General features: G+C 68.6%; 16 protein-coding genes. 14 read left to right on the top strand and 2 right to left on the bottom strand.

Annotated elements, in window-relative coordinates; genetic code table 11:
• Positions 1 to 191 precede the first annotated feature (191 nt).
• The 7 genes from nhaA to ACZ5XO_RS13120 all read left to right on the top strand — a co-directional run bounded on the left by nhaA (position 192) and on the right by ACZ5XO_RS13120 (position 10,134).
• Positions 192 to 1,403, top strand: coding sequence for a Na+/H+ antiporter NhaA (gene nhaA / locus ACZ5XO_RS13150; protein WP_464162795.1), 1,212 nt, complete (start codon positions 192 to 194; stop codon positions 1,401 to 1,403).
• 231 nt (positions 1,404 to 1,634) lie between these two features.
• On the top strand, positions 1,635 to 4,265 hold the full coding sequence (locus ACZ5XO_RS13145) for a TonB-dependent receptor (protein WP_464162793.1): 2,631 nt from the start codon (positions 1,635 to 1,637) through the stop codon (positions 4,263 to 4,265).
• A 126-nt stretch (positions 4,266 to 4,391) separates the two neighbouring features.
• The gene (locus ACZ5XO_RS13140) at positions 4,392 to 5,528 is read left to right on the top strand and encodes a 3-oxoacyl-[acyl-carrier-protein] synthase III C-terminal domain-containing protein (RefSeq protein ID WP_464162792.1); all 1,137 of its coding nucleotides are present in this window, start codon (positions 4,392 to 4,394) and stop codon (positions 5,526 to 5,528) included.
• Positions 5,468 to 6,208: an iron-containing redox enzyme family protein gene (locus tag ACZ5XO_RS13135; RefSeq protein WP_464162790.1), complete on the top strand. Its 741-nt coding sequence runs from the start codon at positions 5,468 to 5,470 to the stop codon at positions 6,206 to 6,208. The genes ACZ5XO_RS13140 and ACZ5XO_RS13135 overlap by 61 nt, the downstream gene beginning before the upstream one ends.
• Positions 6,205 to 7,134 carry a DUF6999 family protein gene (locus ACZ5XO_RS13130; protein WP_464162788.1) on the top strand — a complete coding sequence of 310 codons (930 nt, stop codon included), beginning with the start codon at positions 6,205 to 6,207 and terminating at the stop codon, positions 7,132 to 7,134. The genes ACZ5XO_RS13135 and ACZ5XO_RS13130 overlap by 4 nt, the downstream gene beginning before the upstream one ends.
• A gap of 61 nt (positions 7,135 to 7,195) precedes the next feature.
• The gene (locus ACZ5XO_RS13125) at positions 7,196 to 8,461 is read left to right on the top strand and encodes a dicarboxylate/amino acid:cation symporter (RefSeq protein WP_464164923.1); all 1,266 of its coding nucleotides are present in this window, start codon (positions 7,196 to 7,198) and stop codon (positions 8,459 to 8,461) included.
• A gap of 65 nt (positions 8,462 to 8,526) precedes the next feature.
• The gene (locus tag ACZ5XO_RS13120; RefSeq protein WP_464162787.1) at positions 8,527 to 10,134 is read left to right on the top strand and encodes a hypothetical protein; all 1,608 of its coding nucleotides are present in this window, start codon (positions 8,527 to 8,529) and stop codon (positions 10,132 to 10,134) included.
• Here the strand turns inward: ACZ5XO_RS13120 and ACZ5XO_RS13115 are convergent.
• On the bottom strand, positions 10,097 to 10,744 hold the full coding sequence (locus ACZ5XO_RS13115) for a hypothetical protein (protein ID WP_464162786.1): 648 nt from the start codon (positions 10,742 to 10,744) through the stop codon (positions 10,097 to 10,099). The genes ACZ5XO_RS13120 and ACZ5XO_RS13115 overlap by 38 nt on opposite strands.
• Positions 10,745 to 10,797: 53 nt before the next feature.
• On the bottom strand, positions 10,798 to 13,449 hold the full coding sequence (locus ACZ5XO_RS13110; RefSeq protein ID WP_464162784.1) for a M14 family metallopeptidase: 2,652 nt from the start codon (positions 13,447 to 13,449) through the stop codon (positions 10,798 to 10,800).
• A 290-nt stretch (positions 13,450 to 13,739) separates the two neighbouring features.
• Between ACZ5XO_RS13110 and ACZ5XO_RS13105 the strand changes: the two genes are divergently transcribed.
• The 7 genes from ACZ5XO_RS13105 to ACZ5XO_RS13075 all read left to right on the top strand — a co-directional run bounded on the left by ACZ5XO_RS13105 (position 13,740) and on the right by ACZ5XO_RS13075 (position 19,156).
• Positions 13,740 to 15,062 carry an amidohydrolase family protein gene (locus tag ACZ5XO_RS13105; protein ID WP_464162783.1) on the top strand — a complete coding sequence of 441 codons (1,323 nt, stop codon included), beginning with the start codon at positions 13,740 to 13,742 and terminating at the stop codon, positions 15,060 to 15,062.
• A 144-nt stretch (positions 15,063 to 15,206) separates the two neighbouring features.
• Positions 15,207 to 15,506, top strand: coding sequence for a PadR family transcriptional regulator (locus ACZ5XO_RS13100; protein ID WP_464164921.1), 300 nt, complete (start codon positions 15,207 to 15,209; stop codon positions 15,504 to 15,506).
• 23 nt (positions 15,507 to 15,529) lie between these two features.
• Positions 15,530 to 16,660, top strand: a complete 1,131-nt coding sequence (locus ACZ5XO_RS13095) for a hypothetical protein (protein ID WP_464162782.1) — start codon at positions 15,530 to 15,532, stop codon at positions 16,658 to 16,660.
• Positions 16,661 to 16,726: 66 nt separating this feature from the next.
• On the top strand, positions 16,727 to 17,833 hold the full coding sequence (locus ACZ5XO_RS13090) for a bifunctional transcriptional activator/DNA repair enzyme AdaA (RefSeq protein WP_464162781.1): 1,107 nt from the start codon (positions 16,727 to 16,729) through the stop codon (positions 17,831 to 17,833).
• Positions 17,814 to 18,365: a methylated-DNA--[protein]-cysteine S-methyltransferase gene (locus tag ACZ5XO_RS13085; protein WP_464162779.1), complete on the top strand. Its 552-nt coding sequence runs from the start codon at positions 17,814 to 17,816 to the stop codon at positions 18,363 to 18,365. The genes ACZ5XO_RS13090 and ACZ5XO_RS13085 overlap by 20 nt, the downstream gene beginning before the upstream one ends.
• A 40-nt stretch (positions 18,366 to 18,405) precedes the next feature.
• Entirely contained in the window at positions 18,406 to 18,807 is a 402-nt protein-coding gene (locus tag ACZ5XO_RS13080) for a host attachment family protein (RefSeq protein ID WP_464162777.1), read from the top strand.
• Between the two features lie 49 nt (positions 18,808 to 18,856).
• Complete coding sequence (locus ACZ5XO_RS13075) at positions 18,857 to 19,156, top strand: hypothetical protein (protein ID WP_464162775.1); 300 nt, start codon at positions 18,857 to 18,859, stop codon at positions 19,154 to 19,156.

Below are 19,156 nucleotides of genomic sequence, written 5' to 3'. Positions count from 1 at the left end.
GTCTGCCGTTTCGCAACCGCGAAAGCAGGGTTGAACCTCGGGGCGGCTTGGGTATTTTCCCCCGCAGAGATCAGGTCCCGCGCCGCTGGTTGCGCGCCGGGGCCAGGCTGGCGCTCCATCGGAGCGAACCCGGTCCGGCGTCCGTCGATAACCTGACGCCACGACAGTCCTTTCTGATTTCGGAGACCGCCGTGGCCAAGAAGCTCACGCTCGACTTTCTCAAGACCGAAGCCGGATCGGGCGCGGTGCTCGGCCTCGCCGCCATCGCCGCCCTGATCGTCGCCAACTCGCCGCTGTCCGCCGACTATTTCGCCTGGCTGAAGAGCGTTCACGTGCTTCAGATCGGCCCGCTGCGGCTGGAGGAGACGATCTCGGGCTGGATCAAGGAAGGCCTGATGGCGGTCTTCTTCCTCGTGGTGGGGCTGGAGATCAAATACGAGATTCTCAAGGGCGAGCTGAGCAATCCCAAGAAGCTGGCCCTGCCGATCATCGCCGCCCTGGGCGGGATGGCGGTCCCGGGCCTGGTCTATCTGGCCGTGGCGGGCATGCTGGGCGGGCCGTCGCAGGGCTGGCCCATTCCCCTGGCCACCGACATCGCCTTCGCCCTGGCCGTCTTCGCCATGGTGGGCAAGGGCCTTCCGTCGTCGCTGCGGGTCTTCCTGCTGACCCTGGCCATCGTTGACGACCTCGGGGCCATCGCCCTGATCGCCGTCCTGTTCAGCCAGGGCGTGCAGTGGCTGCCCTTGCTGGGTGTGGCCGGTGTTCTGGCCGCGCTGGCCCTGATCGGCCGTCGTCGTCTGGCCGGACCCTTCTGGGTCCTGGGCTTCGGCGCGGTCTGGTATCTGACGGTGCTGTCGGGTCTGTCGACCTCGCTGACGGCGGTGGCCTTCGCCATGATCGTGCCGGTCGAGCCGCGTCGCGAGACCTCGCAGAGCCCGCTGAAGGAGGCGATGCACGACCTGCACCCCTATGTCGCCTTCCTGGTCCTGCCGCTGTTCGCCTTCGCCAAGGCGGGGGTCTCCTTCGCCGGCCTGTCGCTGGAACAGGCCTTCGCCCCCCTGGTCATCGCCATCGCCCTGGGCCTCTTCCTCGGCAAGCAGGTCGGCGTCTTCGGCGCGGCCTGGCTGGCCGCCAGGCTGAAGATCGGCGACAAGCCCTCGGGCGCCAGCTGGCTGCAGCTCTACGGCGTCAGCCTGTTGTGCGGCATCGGCTTCACCATGAGCCTGTTCATCGGCGTCCTGGCCTTCCCCGGCGCCGTGGATTCGCCCGAGCAGATCGAGGTCAAGCTGGGCGTGATCGGCGGTTCCGTGCTTTCCGCTGTCGCCGCCGCCGTGATTCTGAACCTCGCCGCGCGCCGTCAGCAGCAAAGGGAAAACGCTTCATCTGCTAAAATCTTGCAGTGAACGTTGATAATATTGACCTTGCGTAATCGGTTTTTGTCGCTTTCTCGCCACACGTAGAGCGACGTTGGCTGAAATCGCCGTTCGCAGCTTTGCGGCTTCTTGTCGCTTTCCCGACCCTGGCTTACCCCTATCAACGGAGAATTCACGCCGTTCAATGAGCGTGGATCGACAGGGACAGGAATCGCCACGGTCGCCGCGGGCGGCCGGGCCATAGAGCCGGGGAGCCGCCATATGCGTTTCAACACTATTCTTCGCTGCACCGCGTCCGCCGTCGTCGTGGGCGCTGTCGCCTTCGGCCTGGCCGGGACCGCCTCGGCCCAGGAAGGGCCGACCACGATCGACGACATCATCGTCACCGCCCAGAAGCGCGAGCAGAACCTGCAGGACGTGCCGATCGTGGTCACCACCCTGTCGCAGGAGGCGCTGGACGGCGCCGGCGTGCGCGACATCAAGGATCTGCAGATCCTGACCCCGGGCATGACCGTGACCTCGACCCAGTCGGAAGCCTCGACCACCGCCCGTATCCGCGGCGTCGGCACCGTGGGCGACAACCCCGGCCTGGAAAGCTCGGTCGGCGTGGTCATCGACGGCGTCTATCGCTCGCGGAACGGCGTCGGCTTCGGCGATCTGGGCGAACTGAGCCGCATCGAGGTTCTGAAGGGGCCGCAGGGCACCCTGTTCGGCAAGAACACCTCGGCCGGCGTCATCAACATCATCACCGAGGCCCCGTCCTTCACCCCCGGCTTCAACGCCGAGGCCACCTATGGCAATTTCGGCGCCTGGGGCGTGGCGGGCTCGATCACCGGTCCGATCACGGATCAGGTCGCCGGTCGCCTCTATGTGGCCAAGCGTGAGCGCGACGGCTTCTACGACGTGATCACCGGCGCCGGCCCGCGTCAGGAGAAGGACGACCAGAACCAGGACTTCTGGACCGCGCGCGGCCAGCTTCTGATCCTGCCCTCGGACGAGGTGTCGATCCGACTGATCGCCGACTATTCCAAGCGTGACGAATACTGCTGCGTCTCGACCCAGGTGCGCACGGGCCAGACCTATGGCGCGATCACCGCCGTCGGCGGCCAGCAACAGGCGCCGGCGCCCGGCTTCGGCGCCCTGCCTTTCTCGCGCACGGCCTACGCCAACCGCAGCACCGGCCAGACCATGGAAGACATGGGCTTCTCGGCCGAAGCCAACATCGACATCCCCTCGTGGAACGCGACCCTGACCTCGGTCAGCTCCTGGCGGAGCTGGGAGGGGATCAACGCCATGGACCTCGACTACACGACGGCGGACCTGCTGTATCGTGTGGACGACGGCGGTTACGGCTTCGAACTGGACAACCTGACCCAGGAGTTCCGCCTGGCCGGGTCGACCGACAAGCTGGACTGGCTGGTCGGCGTCTTCGCCACGCGTGAGAACATCAGCCGCAACGACAGCTACTGGTACGGTGCCGGCTACACGCCCTTCCTGTCGCTGCTGATCTCGTCGCAGCTGAACGCCGGCACCGGCGGCGTCATTCCGCAAAGCGGAAACATCATCGGCTGTCTGACGCGGCCCGGCACCACGCCGACCTTCCTGGCCGGCTGCTTGCTGAACGGCGGCACGTCGGCCTCGGGGCCCCTGGCGCCGACCGGACCGGGCTTCGGCGTCGGTCATGGCGTGCAGGACCACTACAGTCAGCGTTCGGACTCCCTGGCCCTGTTCACCAACAACACCTGGCACGTCACCGACCAGTTCGACCTCACCCTGGGCCTGCGTTACACCCAGGACAAGAAGCGTCTGCTGGGCATGCAGGACAATCTGGGCACGAACGGCGCGGCCTGCGGCGGGGCGCTGGGCAATGTCACCAACCTGACCAACGCCTTCATCGGCGCCGGCCTGACGCCGACTGCCGCCGCCGCCAGCGCCCAGCGCGTCGCGGGCAACATCTGCCTGCCCTGGGCCAACCCCTTCTTCGACAACCGTCGCATTTCGGAAGAAACCGACGACGGCGAGCTGAGCGGCACGATCAAGGCGGCCTATCGCTTCAACGACTCGGTCATGGCCTACGGCTCCTACGCCCGGGGCTACAAGTCGTTCGGCTATAACCTGGACCGCGTGCAGACCGGCGTGACCCCGGCCAGCTCGCTGCTCTTCCCCTCGGAGACCGTCGACAGCTTCGAGCTGGGCCTGAAGAACACCCTGTTCAACCGCACGGTCCTGCTGAACCTGACCTACTTCCATCAGACCTTCGAAGACTTCCAGCTCAACACCTTCCTGGGCACGGCCTTCGTGGTCGAATCCATCCCCGAGCTGAAGTCGCAGGGCGTTGACGCCGACTTCGTCTGGTTCACCCCGGTCGAGGGCCTGTCGTTCAACGGCGGCGTGACCTACACCGACACCAAGTATGGTGATTTCGTCGCCTCCGACCTGACCAACCCCGGCAACTTCCCGCAACTGTCGCTGCTGCCGGGCGCCCGGGCCTCGTTCGCGCCGGAATGGTCGGCGACCGGCTCGGTCGCCTTTGATCGCTCGATCGGCGCGGGTCTGCGTCTGGGTCTGAACCTGTCGGCCAAGTACACGACGGAATACAACACCGGTTCGGACCTGCTGCCTTACAAGATGCAGGACGCCATGACCCTGCTGAACGGCCGCATCACCCTGGGTTCGGAAGACGAGCGCTGGGCGCTGGACCTCTGGGCCCAGAACCTGACGGACGAGGAATACAAGCAGGTCGCCATCAACGCCCCGCTGCAAGGTTCCGCCTTCCAGACCACGGTCCAGCCGAACGGCACCTACTTCAACCCGGCGCTGGACACCCAGACCTACAACGCCTTCATGGGCCAGCCGCGCACCTACGGCGTGACCCTGCGCGTCAAGTACTGATCCGCCGGCCTTCGGGCAGGGCGACATCGAAGGGCGGGCCGGAGCCATCCGGTCCGCCTTTTTCGTTTGCGGCGACCCGTGCTTCCGCGCTTGCGCCGGACCGACCGCACGGCCAAGGTCCGCGCCATGAGTATGCTTCGCGACGTCTTCATCACCGGGACCGGCGCCGTCCTGCCGGGCGAGCGGATCGGCAATGACCGGATGGAGGACTTCATCGGCCGCATCGGCGGGCGGGCGTCCGCCGTCGGGCGGCGCGCCCTGCGCTGGAACGGGATCGAGGGGCGGCATTACGCCCTGAACACGGACGGCGAACCGCTGCATTCCAACGCCTCCATGTGCGCCGACGCCGTGCGGGCGGCGCTGGACGAGGCGGGGCTCAGCCTCGGCGACCTGCAGCATCTGGGCGCGGCGGCGACGCAGGGGGACTATCTGGTGCCTGGCCACGCCAGCGCGGTTCAGGCCGAACTGGGGGCGGGGCCGCTGGAAGCCTTCAGCTATCAGTCCGTCTGCGCCAGCGCCCTGATGGCGGCCAAGGGAGCGTGGCTGAGCGTGCGCGCGGGCGAGGCGGAGGCCGCCGCCGCCTGTGCGGGCGAGTTTTCCTCACGCTGGTTCCGCCCCGCCTTCTATGAGGGCACGGCCCTGGTGGACGAGAAGGGCCGGGCGCGGATCGAGGCGGACTTCCTGCGCTTCACCCTGTCGGACGGGGCGGGCGCCGTGGTGATGGAGCCGAGGCCGAAGCCCGACGGTCTGAGCCTGAAGGTCGAATGGATCGACATGACCTCCCTGGCCGGGCGTTTTGATCCCTGTATGTGGGCCGGATCAACGCCGCAGGCGCGCGCCGACATGACCAGCGCCTGGAGCCACGCAGGCCCTGTGGCCGCCCATGCGGCGGGGGCGGTGGCGCTGTTGCAGGACTTCGAGCTGTTGAAGATCGTCATTCGCGCCTGGATCGGCGTCTGGCTGGAGAAGGTCGACGCCGGAAGGATCGTCCCGGATCAGGTCGATCATCTGCTGTGCCATTACTCCGCGCGGTCGCTGCGTCAGGAGATCGTCGGCCTGCTGGAAAGCACGGCGGCGATGATCCCCGAGGAGAAGTGGTTCACGACGCTGCCGGACAGCGGCAATGTCGGCTCGGCCTCGATCTGGGTCATGCTGGACGCCTTCCTGAAGTCGGGACGCGCAAAGCGCGGAGACAAGGTGCTGTGCATCGTGCCCGAGAGCGGGCGGGCGATGATCGGCTTCATGATGCTGGAGATTGTGTGATGGCGGAACAACTGGCCGAGGCGGCGGTGGCCGATACTCTGCGGAAGCTGGCGGTGGTCTTCGCCGACTTCGAGCAGCGGCTGGAGGCGACGCCGCTGATCCGCAAGCTGACGCGCGGGCGGTTCGAGGTCGCCGACTACCACGCCTTCCTGATCAACCTGCGCCAGCAGGTGAAGGACGGGGCGCTGTGGATGAGCCGGGCGGCGTCGAACATCGGCGAGGATCATCTGGAGCTGCGCTCGACCTTGATGCGCCACGCGGTGACGGAGCATCGCGACTTCCGCCTGCTGGAGGCCGACTTCACAGCGGCGGGCGGGGCGCTGGAGGACATCCAGTCGGCGCCCAAGAACGTGGGGTCCGAGGCCCTGTCGGCCTGGATGTTCCATGAGGCGTCGAAGCCCGACCCCTTCGGCCTGCTGGGCGCCATGTTCATCATCGAGGGGCTGGGCTCGATCAAGGCCAGGCCGTGGGGACTGAAGGTGCAGGAGCGGCTGGAGTTGCCCGACGAGGCGGTGCGCTTCCTGCTCTATCATGGCGACAACGACGCCGAGCACATGAAGGAGTTCGAGGAGATGCTGGGCATGGTGCTGCCCGATCCCTTCATCGCCGAACGCATCGTCACGACCGCCCGCGTCACGGCCCGCCTCTACGCCCTGCAGATCGAGGAGATCGCGGCGTGAGATACTACAAGCCGCACGAGGATCCGTTCGACCCCGCGCGGTTCGACCCCAAGGATCCTGATCCGTGGATGGCCCTGTATCTGGACCACAGCCTGCCGATCGACGACGGGGCCAAGCGCGACCTGTTGCTGGGGGCGCGGTCGCGCTCGCGGCGCTGGCTGTTCCCGGTGGCGCGGCCGCTGGTGTTTCTGTTCTTCTGCCTGGTGAAGGTGCTGCGGGTCATTTCGCCCAAATACCCGAACCTGAACGGCCTGCTGCACAAGACCATCCACTGGGGGCTGCGGACCTTTGTGACGCCCGAGGGCAATCGGGTGATCCTGCGGCACTTCCACGTCGGGTCCGAGCTGACCGCCTTCGTGCGCGAGAACGCGGGGGTGGGCGACAAGGTGACGAAGTGGCCGCTGACGCCGACGCGGCTGAAGGACATCGAGCCGGACCTGTTCCTTCAGCACGACCTGAACATCTTCAACTTCGTCATCGAGATGAACGCCGCCCTGCGCGCCGAGGGGCGGGAGCTGACGCCGCCGGAACGCATCGACTTCTCCATGATCTCGGACGCGTTTCCGCCGTTCGAGGAGTTTCCGCGCAAGTGGCACAACTTCGTCGACGTGCAGACGGCGGTGGAGTTCTACACCCCGATCTACGCCCTGATGCTGCCGAGGGACGACTTCGTGCGGGCGTCCAGTTCGCTGCAGCTGGACGAGGTGATGGCCATCTATATCGCTCGCATTCTGGGCACGAGCTACCACATGGCCTTCGTCAAGAACGGCCATCCGCTGGTGGCGCTGTCGACGTTGCAGGCGGGCTATCGACTGATGATGCACGGGTTGGATTCGGAGGCCATGCACGGCTGGTTGCGGGTGATGAAGGCGCGCCAGGCGGCGGGCCTGCCGCTGGACCCGGCCAACTCGGGCGCACCGAAGTAGGGCGTGGAGTCCACGGCGTTTTCCGCTGGCGCGCGGCGCGGCGGCTGCTAGCGTGACCGTCATGAAATCGGCGCGTTCTTTCCTGACCTCTCTCAGCACCTTGGTGCTGCTGTCGCTTGTGCTGGGCCTGCTGGCCGGGGCGGCGGCGCAGCGCTGGGGCCTGCCGGGCGGCCATGTCACGGCGGACTTCATTCAGGCGCTGGGCCAGCTGTGGCTGAATGCGCTGAGGATGACGATCATCCCCCTGGTGTTCAGCCTGCTGGTGACGGGCATCGCTTCCATCGCCGACGCGGCGCGGACCGGGCGGCTGGCGCTGAGGGCGGTGTCGTGGTTCGGGGGGCTGATCGTTTTTGCGACGGTCTACGCCGTGGCGGCGGCCTATGGCCTGCACGCCCTGTGGCCGATCGACCCGGAGGGCGCGCGCCTGCTACTGGCGATCAAGCCGGAGGGCGCCGAGGGGCTGGGCGCCGGCGCGCCGTTCAGCGAGTTCGTCAAGACCATCGCCCCGTCCAACCCGATCCGCGCGGCGGCTGAGGACGCCATTCTGGGCATGGTGGTGTTCGCGGTCTTCTTCGGCTTTGCGGCCTCGGGCCTGCCCGAGCGGCTGCGGGTCCCGCTGATGACCTTCTTCGAGGCGGTGGGCGAGACGATGATCATCATCGTCCGCTGGGTGCTGAAGGCGGCGCCGCTGGGCGTCTTCGCCCTGTCGATCGGGGTGGGGCTGACGGCGGGGGCCAGCGCGGCGGGGGTCTTGCTGCACTATGTGGCGCTGATCTCCATCGCCTGTATCGGCATCGGCCTGATCTTCTATCCGCTGGCCGTCATCTTCGGTCGGGTGAGCCTGGGCCGGTTTGCGCGTGCGGCGGCCCCGGCCCAGGTGGTGGCCTTCTCGACCCAGTCGTCGCTGGCCAGCCTGCCGGTCATGGTCGAGCGGGCGGTCGACGACCTGGGCGTCAAGCGATCGACGGCGGGGCTGGTCCTGCCGCTGGCGGTGGCGGTGTTCCGCATCACCAGCCCGGTGGCCAATCTGGGCGTCGCTGTCTATTGCGCCCACCTGTTCGGCATCGAGCCGTCGGCGGGACAGCTGCTGGCGGCCATGCTGACGGCGGTGCTGATCTCGATCGGCACGGTGGGCCTGCCGGGGCAAGCCAGCTTCTTCGCCTCCATTGCTCCCATCTGCATCGCCATGGGGGTGCCGCTGGAAATGCTGCCCCTGCTGCTGGCGGTGGAGGTCATCCCTGACATCTTCCGCACCCTGGGCAATGTCACCGCCGACCTGGCCGTGGTTCGCATGGTCCAGGGCGGAGACGCCGAAACCGTCGAGTGAACCTCGGTTGACGAGGCGGCCGCGACGCGGCCAAGCTCTGCTCCCAGGGGCGTAGGGGAGCGACCATGAACAAGACGATTCTGCGCGCGGCCGCCGCGATGGCGACGGCGGCGGTCATGACGTGCGGCGTGGCGGCGCCCGCCCTGGCCCAGCAGGCGGCGACGGTCGAGGCGCGCTCGACGCCCGGCGGGGTGGCCGTGACCTGGCGCCTGGCCGAGCCGACGACGCGCGTGGCGTTTCTGGATCAGAACATTGTCCGCACCGAATGGACGGTGACGACGCCGGGCCTGACCTTGGCGGATGGGGCGGTTGAGGGAGAGGTGCCGTTCCAGAGCTTCGAGATCCTGATCGCGCCCGACACGACCGAGCGGGACCGCGGCTACCTGGCCCTGGCGCGCATCGGATCGGGAAGCATTCTGTACGGACCGGCCCTGGCCTTGCAGGGCATGGACGCCGAGCTGACGGCGCGCCCCGCCGCAGGCGAGACGACCCTGCCGACGACGAAAGCGGAGAGGGGCTCCGTCTATCTCGGCCCCCAAAGCCAGGTCGAAACCTATCCAGGGGCCAAGGTGGCGATGGGCGAGACGGTGTCGCCGAGCCTGGCCGGAATCATGCGCGACGGCTTCTTCGCGGCCCAGGCCTTCTACGGCGCGCGGCTGGGGCGGGATCTGCCGTATGAGCCGGTGCTGCTGGTCACGACCGACAGCCCGGGGCCGGTGGATTTTCGCGGCGACGTGAGCGACAGCGGCGTCATCTCGACCCGGTTTCACGGGGTGGCCTGGGACGAACCGCCGGCGCACGTGGCTTCTGCTCTGGCGACCTTCGTCTGGCATGAGACCTTCCATCTGTGGAACGGACATCGGCTGGAGAACCGGGACGGCGAGGCGGCGCCCTGGCTGCACGAGGGCGCGGCTGAATACGGCGCCTGGGCGGCGGCGGTCTCCACAGGCGCGGTGACGGAGACGGCGGCGCATGAGGCTCTGTCGCAGCGGTTGAACGGGTGTCGCAAGGCGCTGGGCGACCGGGACTATGATCCGGCGCGGTTGCGGTCCGGTTCGGCGGTCTATGACTGCGGGACGGTGGTGCAGTGGCTGGCCGACCTGGAGACGCGCCGGGCGTCGTCGGGCGCGCGCGACGTCTTCGATCTGTGGAAGGACGTTCTGGACCAGGGCATGGCGGGCGACGGCTACGGGGTCGCCGAGTTCCGCGCACGGCCTGAGGGCGAACGCGCGGTCGCCCTGCTGATGGAGGGGCCGGGGGCGGCGCGCTGGGACGGCGTGGCCGGGCGGCTGGCGGCGTTGGGCGTCACACTGGAGGAAAAGCCTTCGCCGGACGAATACCGCGCGGCGGCCCTGTTCCACCTGAACGGCGAGAACTGCGCCGGGGGGAGCACAGGCTTCTATCGCACCGAGAAGGGCGTGCGGCTGGATACGGGCGACAAGTGCGGCGTGCTGTCGGGCGATCCCTTGCTGGCGGCGGTCGAGGGTCACGATCCGATGACGGAGGCGACGGCGATGTTCTTCGCCGTCCAGGCGCGCTGCGCGGCCGCCTCGCCGGTGCGTTTCACCACGCAGGAGGGGGCGGTGATCGAGGCGAAATGCGGCCGTCCTCTGGTCGCGCCTCGGGCCTGGAGCGTTACGGCCGCCCCGCCGCTGGCGACGCGGCTTCAGTGATCGCGGGGAAGGCGTAGCGGATTGCGCGGCGCTGGACGGAGGGCCAGGGCAGGAGGGCGTGGTGGCGACGCTCCGTCCGGGTCTCGACGATCAGGGCGCCGTCGGGGCCGACGGACAGGACGCCCAGGGCGCGGGTCTCGGTCATGGTCTCATACTGGGTGCGGACGCTGCTGAGGCCGATCCACAGGCGTCCGCCCGCGCAACCGGCGACGCGCGCGCCGTGCACCGCCCAGTCGGGGTCGAGGGGAACGGGCGTTCGGTCCGTCGCCAGTCGGACCGCGCCGTGGGCGTCGGACAGGCGCCAGGCGTCGCCGTCCGCGGCGCGGGCGATGACGACGGTCACGGCCGGTTCGGCGTGTCTCGCCAGCAGCTCCGTCAGGCCCAGCTCGTGACCGAACACGGACTGGAGCGCGGCCGGCCGCGTTTCGTCGCCGTGCGCCTGGCCGACCGAGGCGTAGGCGCCGTCGAGGGGCGGGCAGTCGCCGGGCGGGGCGGTCACGACCGGCGGGCCGTCGCCGCGCCATTGCACCGGCAGGCCGCCGACGCCGGAGGCGCAACCGCTGAGCAGGATCGCGCTTGCCGCAAGACCGGGCCAGGGAGCGCGGCTCACGTCCCTATCGCCCTGAACACGGCTTCAGCTTCCTTCACAGAACGCACGTGGGCTCATTCGCCCTTCACCCCCGACGTATGGGCAGGGCCGCGGAAGACGGCGTTCAGGAAGAGGGGTTTCAACCCTTCCAGGAAGGCGCGCATGGTGACGTCCTGGGTGAAGGCGACGACCTGGCCGCGCCCGACCTCAGAAACCATGGCGACCGGCTTGTAGGCCAGTTGCCGGCGATTTTCGGCCCATAGCTGGCCAGAGGCCAGAACCTGATCCGGCCCGGCCAGACGGACGACGTTGGCGCCCTGATCGCGGGTCAGGGGCGTGTAGATGTCCGAGCCGCGCACCATGACGCTGAGCTCGCGCGCCACGCCGGCCCCCAGCCAGTGTTCCTGATCCACGACGGCGTGGGCCAGAACCCCCGCCACCGAATCCGGCGAGCCGTCGCGATGAGCCGTCCGCTCCAGGTAGTCGATATCGGAGGCGATCTCGGTGCCGGCCACGGTGGCGCCTGAGCCGGCGTCGGCCTGCTCGCCTTTGGGAGAGACGGCGGTTTCGCGGCGACTGTCCAGCAGTTGGGCGTCAGGATCCGTCAGCAGCCGACTGGCCGAGCCGACGCCGATCAGCACGCCGCCGTTCTGGACCCAAGACCGAAGATTGGCGACGCCGCTTTCGCCCAGGATGCGCTCATAGTCGCCGCCCGAGGGCAGGATCAGCACCTGATAGCGCGCCAGGTCGGCGCTCGACAGGCGACGGGTGCGGACCGGGGTGACGGGCCAGCCGTATTCACGCTCCAGCACGTGTCTGATCGAACCGGCGGACTCCGGATCCGTCGGTTCGTCCCAGGCCATCGCCACGCGGGGCGCCGTGATGACGGTCGCCGCTTCGGAGCCGACATTGGGGCCGCTGGAAACCCAGGACGTCGCCAGGGGCGTCACCTGGGCGCCGCTGCCGGCTGCGAGGCGGCGGATACGGTCGTCCAGGTCGGCGGGCGAGCCGGCGCGCGGCACGATGAAGGCGCCTCCGGGATAGGCCTGACCGTCCAGGGTGAAGGGCTCTTCGATCGAGCGGACCGGCAGCTTGTCCGTCAGGGCCGCGGTCAGGAAGCGCATCCCCGCCGTACCCGGGTGAATGGCGTAGCCGTAGGTCGCCTCGCCCGAGGCGACCGCGGCGGGGCGGATGATCTCCGGGCCGACAGCCGCCGTCTGCACCGCAGGAGCGGCGCCGCACTTCTGGCTGGGGACATTGAACAGCAGGGGCAGGGACCAGCCGGTCAGATCATAGATCTGATCGCTGAGACCGCGGGCGCGACGCGCTTCCTGGGCCGCCAGGAATTTTGGATCCAGGGGCACGTCTCTGGCCAGCAGCACCTCCGCCATTCGCCGTTGCGGTTGCGATAGGTTCACGACGAAGTCGCCCGCCCGGTAGGCCTGGCCGCAGGCCGAGAAAGATGCTGTGGCGCGGCCGACTTCCAGGCCGGAGCGGACCAGCAGGCCCGCAAGCTTGTCGGCCGCCGCCGGGTCGGCTGCGGCGGAGCGTGAAATCACATAGGCGCCGCGTCCGCCCGCCACGCCGTCGCGATGGAAGGCGTAGAAGTCGTTCAGCAGGCGTTCGCGATCCCTGGCGGCGGTCTCGATGGTCGACAGGGTGGCGGTCAGGTGACCCTTGACGGTGTCGGCATAGGTTATGACCTGTCCGGTGGACCGGCGCGCCATCAGCCCGCGCGCCGACCCCTGTTCATAGGTCATGGAGACGGCGCCGAAATAGGCGGGCCAGCCGTCGCCGTAGCCGGGATAGAAGGCGTCGAAGGTCTCGCGCGTGAAGTAGTCGAGCCCCGCCTGGTCGAAACGTCCGGCGTTGTTGCGGCCGAAGCGTTCGCGCGCTTCCAGGATCGGCGGATAGATCCAGGGGTTCAGCGGCTCGGCCTCAGGCGGGAAGAAGAAGCTCTCGTCCGTGCCCATTTCATGGGAATCGACCAGGACCTGGGGGCGCCAGTCGCGGATCAGGGCGGCGTGGCCTTGTGTTTCGGGCTGGGACTGGATGAACCAGTCGCGGTTCAGGTCGAACAGGTTGTGGTTGAAGCGGCCGGACGGCCAGGGCTCGGCGCGTTCAGCGGAAAGGGGGTCGGGGTTGGGCTGGACCCCGAGGCCGGCTTCGAAGCTGTTGATGAAGCGGTTGCGTCCGTCGGGATTCTGGGTCGGCACGAAGACGACCACGGCGTTCTGCATCCAGCCCTGGGCCTCGGCGTCAGCGGGGTCCATCAGGCGGCGCGCGGCGGCCATGGCGGCGTCGGCGGGGCTGATCTCGTTGCCGTGGACGGAATAGGCCATCCAGACGATGACCGGCATGTCGGCGATCAGGGCGCGGGCCTGGTCCGGCGAGGTCTTGCGCGGGTCGCCCAGAGCGCGGGCCGAAGCCTTGATTTCGTCCAGTCGGGCGATGTTGCGCGGCGATCCGACGGCGGCCCAGAACAGGGGGCGCCCTTCCCAGGTCGAGCCGTATTCGCCGATGACCATGCGCTCAGGCGCGGCGGCGCGCAGGGCTTCGAAATAGCGACGAACCTCGGCCGGCGGCGTGATGCGCTCGCCGGACGCGTGGCCCAGGACGGCCTCCTGCGTCGGCGGCGTCTGCTGCGCCGTCACCGGCGAAGCGACGGCGGCCAGAACCAGGCTGAGCGCGAGCAAAGGACGCGTGGCGATGCGACGACGTGACATGAGACTTCCCCCGACTGATCGTCAGCTTAACCGTCGTTTCACGACGAAGGGAAGTCTCGTCGAAGAGCGCAGCCGTCGGTGAAATGAGGCGGCTCGCTGTTGATCGGCGCCTGCCGACATTGTCGGTCTGGGGCCTTTTTATTGACCTGTGATATATGAATGTGGACAGGTCCGCCCTGTGTTGACGGAGAATGCCGATGCGTTCGCTGGCTGCTCTGCTTCCTTGCCTGACAGTCTTGGCGGCGTCGTGCGCCATGGCTTCGCAGCCCTTGTCCACAGAGGACCCGTCAATGACCGGGGCGGGGCGGGGGTCCCTGCTCGTAACGGGCGTTTCGATCGTCGATCCCGCAAGTGGATCGACGTCGGCGCCGCAGGATATCCTGATCGAGGCCGGGAGGATCGCGAGGATCGCGCCGGCGGGCGCGCTGACGGCGCCGGCTGGAACGCCGAGCGTCGATGGCGCCGGTCGCTTCGCCATGGCGGGGCTGATCGATGTTCATGCCCACCTCGGCGAAGGCGGGATCGCGCCGGCCGACGAGGCCGCCCGGTCGCGAGCCCTGCGGCAGCTCCTGCGCTATGGGGTGACGACCATCTTCGTCCCTGGCGGGACGGGCGCCAATGATGCGGACTTCGCGGCCTTGCGCGAGCGTTGCCGTTCCGACGGCGGCGCCTGTCCCGGCCTCTATGGATCGGGTTCTCTGATCACGGCGCCGGGAAGCCACCCGATCTCCACCATCTTCAACCTGCCTGTCGATCCGCCGTCAGCGGCCATGGAGGCTGTCGGCGTGACCATGCTGGCGGCGGATGCCGATATCGACGCCCTGATCGCGGCCAGGAAGGCCGCGGGCGCGGATGCGATCAAGATCATCATCGAGGACGGGCCGCCGCCCTGGCGTCCCAAACCGCGTCTGACCGACGCCCAGGTAAGCCGGATCGTCGCGGCGGCGCATGATCACTCGCTGCCCGTGTACGCCCACGTCAGCGCCTCGGATCATGTCAGGATCGCGCTGGATGCAGGCGTCGACGGGCTCATGCATGCGCCGGTCGACCCGCTGCCTGATGATCTGATCCGCCGGATGGCCGATCAGGGCATGACCTTCGTGGCGACGTTCGCCCTGTACGACGGTCTCCTTACCTGGGCGCGCAGGGCGCGAGAGTCCGATCCCTACGCCCTGGCGGGCGTCGAGCCTTCGGCCATTGAAAGTCTGATGGCTCCGCCCTTTCTGGATGCTGCGGCGGAGGATGAGGCGGGGGCGCTTGGCTATCTGGCTCAGGCCTCGGACAATCTCAGGCGAGCGGCCGCTGCGGGTGTTCCGATCGCCCTTGGCACGGACGTCAACAATCCCTTCGTCTTCCCCGGATACTCGGCGCACGAGGAACTGTCCTGGATGGTCCGGGCCGGCCTGACACCGGCCCAGGCGCTTCACGCCGCAGGCCCGGGCGGGGCCGCCATGCTGCGAGCTTCTGACCGGATCGGTCGCCTGGCCCCCGGCTACGAGGCCGACCTGGTGCTCCTGGCCCGCAACCCGCTGACGCAGATCGAGAACAGCCGCAGCATTGTCGCCGTCATCGTCGACGGCCTGCCCGTGACGGATGTGGTGACGTCGCCTTAGGAGAGCTTTGGCGCTCGTCCCGACGATAATGAGACAACCCAGGTTGTTGACAGCCTCATACAGTATGCCTCATACACTGTGTGTCACACACTATGTGGCGACAGGTGAGGTGGTCCGCGGGTGGACAAGGATCTGTTCGAAACGATGCGGCTGGAATTGCGGCGCGGATCGCTGGTGCTGGCGGTGCTCGCCTGCCTGCGGACCGAACGCTACGGCTACACCCTGCGTCAGGCCCTGGCGGCGGACGGGTTGGAGATGGAGGAATCCACCCTCTACCCCCTGCTGCGGCGCCTCGAGGGGCAGGGGCTGCTGACCAGTGAATGGCGCGAGGAAGAGAAGCGCAAGAAGCGCTTCTACGTCCTGTCGCCGGGGGGCGAGGCCATGCTGGCCGCCCTGACCGAGGAATGGCGCGGCATCAACGCCTCGCTGGATCGAATGCTGTGAAATTTCGGGGGAGGGAGACCGATATGGACGTGATCGAACGCTATCTGGAGGCCGTGGCGGCCCAACTGTCGGTCGAGGACCGCGAGGACATCGTCGCCGAACTGCGCGACCTGATCCTGAGCCGGATCGAGGCGCGTGAAGAGGAACTGGGCCGCGCCCTGAGCGACGAGGAGAAGGAGGCGATCCTGCACGAGATCGGCCATCCCCTGATCGTCGCCGCCCGCTATCGCAAGGGGCCGGACAGCCTGATCGGACCGGAGCTGTTTCCCTACTGGCTGTTCGGGGCCAAGGCGGGCCTGATCGTCATCGCTGCGGTGCAGGTGCTGGGGCTGATGGTCCATGTGCTGGGCGCGCCCGCCGATTTCGGCCGGGCCATCAGCCAGGGATTCCACGGCTTCTTCTCCGGCGCCCTGACCCTGCTGGGCGCGCTGACGCTCGCCGGTGCGATCATGGAGCATTACGACATCAAGCCGGCCTGGTTGACGAAATGGCGGGTGCGCGACCTGTCGGCCTTCGGTCTGGCCGATCCGGCGAAGTGGGGCGCGTCGATGGCTGGAACCGAGAAGGCCAAGGCTGAGTGGCTGTCTAGGGGAATGAAGGGCGCGGGCGCGAAGGCGCAGGGCGCGCGCGTGGCCGACGCCCTGTGGTCCATCGTTTTCAGCGGCGTCTTCCTGCTGTGGTGGATGGGCGTGATCCGCTTTGACGGGCTGAGCCAGTTCATGTTGCGCAGCGGCGAGGTGGCGGTGGCGGCTGCGCCCGTCTGGTCCACCCTTTATGGAGTCATCCTGGCCTGGGTGATCGCGGGTCTGGTCGTGGACGCCGTGACCGTGGCGCGCGGTGGAGCGGATCGCGTGACCTGGGTCTTGCGAATTCCTCTGGCGGGCGCCGGGATCTGGATCGCGTGGCGCCTGTTCGAGGCGGGCTGGTGGTTCACCCTGACCCAGGGCGAGCAGGTCGCGAAGGTGACGGGCGGGCCTGCTGACCGGATCGGCACGGAACTGTTGCAGGCGCTGCGTCTGGAAGGACGCGGGCTGGAGGAAACCGCTGTGACCCTGGGGGCGGTCCTGAGCTGGGTTCTGGTGATCGCCATGATCGGCTACGGCTTCAGCATCGCGCAGAACCTGTGGCGGATCGCGACGGCGCGCAGCCGCTGAACCACGCGGCGCCGTCATGTCCGAAAACCGCGAGACAGGGCGGCGCGGCGGGCGCATGTTGCGGGCATGGAAAACGCCCGCGACATGCTGGATCAGGAGGCCTGCTATCGGGCCGTTCTGACGCGCGACCCGCGCTTCGACGGGCGCTTCTTCACCTGCGTGAAGACCACCGGGATCTATTGCCGCCCGGTCTGCCCGGCGCGGACGCCCAAGCGGGAGAATATGCGGTTCGTCGTCAGCGCGGCGGCGGCTGAGGAGGCGGGCTTTCGCGCCTGCCTGCGCTGTCGGCCCGAGACTGCGCCCGACATGGGGGCGTGGCGCGGCACCTCCAACACCGTCAGTCGGGCGCTGAATCTGATCGAGGCCGGGGCGCTGGATGAGGGCGACGTCGACGCCCTGGCCGCGCGGCTGGGGGTGGGCGAGCGACACCTGCGCCGCCTGTTCCGCCAGCATCTGGGCGCCGCCCCGGTCAGCGTGGCCCAGACGCGCCGCGTCCTGCTGGCCAAGGCCCTGATCCACCAGACCGACCTGCCGATGGCCGAGGTGGCGATGGCGTCCGGCTTCGGCAGCGTGCGCCGCTTCAACGAGACGTTTCAAGCCCTGTACGGGCGGCCGCCGTCGGCGCTGCGGGCACGGGCCGAGCGGCCGTGGGATGGAGGGGTGCGGCTGAGCCTGCCCTATCGCCCGCCCTATGAGGTCGAGGCCATGCTGGCGGCGCTGAAAGCGAACGGCGAGACGGTCGAGGGCGGGGTCTGGCGCCGCGTTCTGAACCCCGCGACGGACGGGGCGACGGGCGAGGTCTCGGCCCGGTTCGAGGCGGGCGAGCGGCTGGCGGTCACGGCGGCGCTGGATGATCTGAAGGCCTTGCCGAGCGTGCTGGCGCGGGTGCGGCGGTTGTTCGACCTGTCGGCCGACCCCGAGGCGATCCGGCGCGATCTGGCGGCGGACCCCTTGCTGGCGCCGCTGGTGAAGGCGCGGCCGGGTCTGCGTCTGCCGGGCCTCTGGCTGGATGAGGCGGCGGACATGGCCAGCGACCGGCTGGAAGACGAGCGGCTGGCGGGGCGGGCCGAGCAATGGCGGCCCTGGCGGGCCTATGGCGTGCTGCACCTGCGCGAGGCGGGGATCGGCGGCATGGCGATCATGGAGAATGACGATGAAAAACACGCAGCCTGAAGTCTTCATCCTGGATCGCATCGCCACGCCGGTGGGCGAGGTGCTGCTGGTCACGGACGCCGACGGCGCCGTGCGCGCCTTCGACTTCACCGACTATGAGGCGCGGATGATGAAGCTGCTGGCCCGTCATTACGGCGAGGTCCGGCTGACGCCGGGGCGGGCGCCGGAGGCGGTGCGCGGCGCGGTCGTCGCCTATTTCGACGGCGATCTGACGGCGCTGGACGACCTTGCCGTGAAGACCGGCGGCACGGAATTCCAGCGGTCGGTCTGGGCGGCGCTGCGGACCATTCCGGCGGGTCGGACCTGGAGCTACGGCCAACTGGCGCAGGCCATCGGCAAGCCCGCCGCCGTGCGCGCCGTGGGGCTGGCCAACGGGGCCAATCCGATCGGCGTCATCGTGCCCTGCCACCGGGTCGTCGGCGCCAATGGGACCCTGACGGGCTATGCCGGCGGACTGGAGCGCAAGCGGTGGCTGCTGGCGCACGAAGCGTCGCAGGATGGAACGGTGCAAGGGGCGTTCGCGCTAGACTGACAGCGCCCTCCCTTTCCGGCGCTCAAACCGGAGTCAGATGATGAACCTGCCCAACGGGGCCCTCGTCGCCGTCGCCGACGGCGCGAAGCTGAGCCTGTTCCGCAACGGCGGCCACAACCTCGATATCCAGCTCAAGCCCATGGCGACGCCAGAGATTCCCGAGCGTCTGTCCGGCGCGCCGGGCCGCCGATCCAGCGACGCCAACCCCGACAACGACACCCAGGCCGAGGACGGCTTCGCCATGGGGGTGGCCGAGGCTCTGAACTACATGGCCCTGACCAACAGGATTGAGGCCCTGGCCGTGGTCGCGGCGCCCACGACGCTCGGCCAGCTGCGCAAGCATTGGCACAAGGCGCTGGAGGAGCGCCTGGTCGGTGAAATCCCCAAGGATCTGGCCGGTCGACCGGCGGAAGAGATCGCGGAGGCGATCAGCCGGGCCTAACCGCACGGCGGCGTTGACATCGTCCAGCGGGCCTTCTCTGTTTCCGTCCATGACCACGCTGCGGCGCAAGGCCCTTATCGATTCCCTCTGGTATGTGCTCCCCTTGGCGGTCGGCGTCCTGCTGAACGCCGTGGTGCGGCCCGCCATGGCGGAACGCCTCGACGGCGAGATGATCCGGCGGGGCGCCAGCGTTCGAGGACCGGACACATGGTGGACGTTCGACGCCGCCACGCGCGCCGCGCACCCGTGGCAGACCGGCTTTCTGGAAATGTCGCACGGGGCCGTGGCCCTCGTGACCCTGGCGGTGATCGCTGTCCTGTTCGTCTGGCGCTGGTTCGCCCGGCCGTGA

Source organism: Brevundimonas sp. T2-11, assembly GCF_055397675.1.
This window is presented reverse-complemented; position numbering and strand designations above follow the sequence as displayed.

Coding starts and splice junctions, on each gene's coding strand:
- ACZ5XO_RS13145 (WP_464162793.1), top strand. CDS start 1,635: ATGCGTTTCAACACTATTCTTCGCTGCACCGCGTCCGCCGTCGTCGTG.
- ACZ5XO_RS13125 (WP_464164923.1), top strand. CDS start 7,196: ATGAAATCGGCGCGTTCTTTCCTGACCTCTCTCAGCACCTTGGTGCTG.
- ACZ5XO_RS13095 (WP_464162782.1), top strand. CDS start 15,530: ATGGACGTGATCGAACGCTATCTGGAGGCCGTGGCGGCCCAACTGTCG.
- ACZ5XO_RS13140 (WP_464162792.1), top strand. CDS start 4,392: ATGAGTATGCTTCGCGACGTCTTCATCACCGGGACCGGCGCCGTCCTG.
- ACZ5XO_RS13090 (WP_464162781.1), top strand. CDS start 16,727: ATGGAAAACGCCCGCGACATGCTGGATCAGGAGGCCTGCTATCGGGCC.
- ACZ5XO_RS13120 (WP_464162787.1), top strand. CDS start 8,527: ATGAACAAGACGATTCTGCGCGCGGCCGCCGCGATGGCGACGGCGGCG.
- ACZ5XO_RS13100 (WP_464164921.1), top strand. CDS start 15,207: ATGCGGCTGGAATTGCGGCGCGGATCGCTGGTGCTGGCGGTGCTCGCC.
- ACZ5XO_RS13075 (WP_464162775.1), top strand. CDS start 18,857: ATGACCACGCTGCGGCGCAAGGCCCTTATCGATTCCCTCTGGTATGTG.
- ACZ5XO_RS13085 (WP_464162779.1), top strand. CDS start 17,814: ATGAAAAACACGCAGCCTGAAGTCTTCATCCTGGATCGCATCGCCACG.
- ACZ5XO_RS13105 (WP_464162783.1), top strand. CDS start 13,740: ATGACCGGGGCGGGGCGGGGGTCCCTGCTCGTAACGGGCGTTTCGATC.
- ACZ5XO_RS13110 (WP_464162784.1), bottom strand. CDS start 13,449: ATGTCACGTCGTCGCATCGCCACGCGTCCTTTGCTCGCGCTCAGCCTG.
- ACZ5XO_RS13080 (WP_464162777.1), top strand. CDS start 18,406: ATGAACCTGCCCAACGGGGCCCTCGTCGCCGTCGCCGACGGCGCGAAG.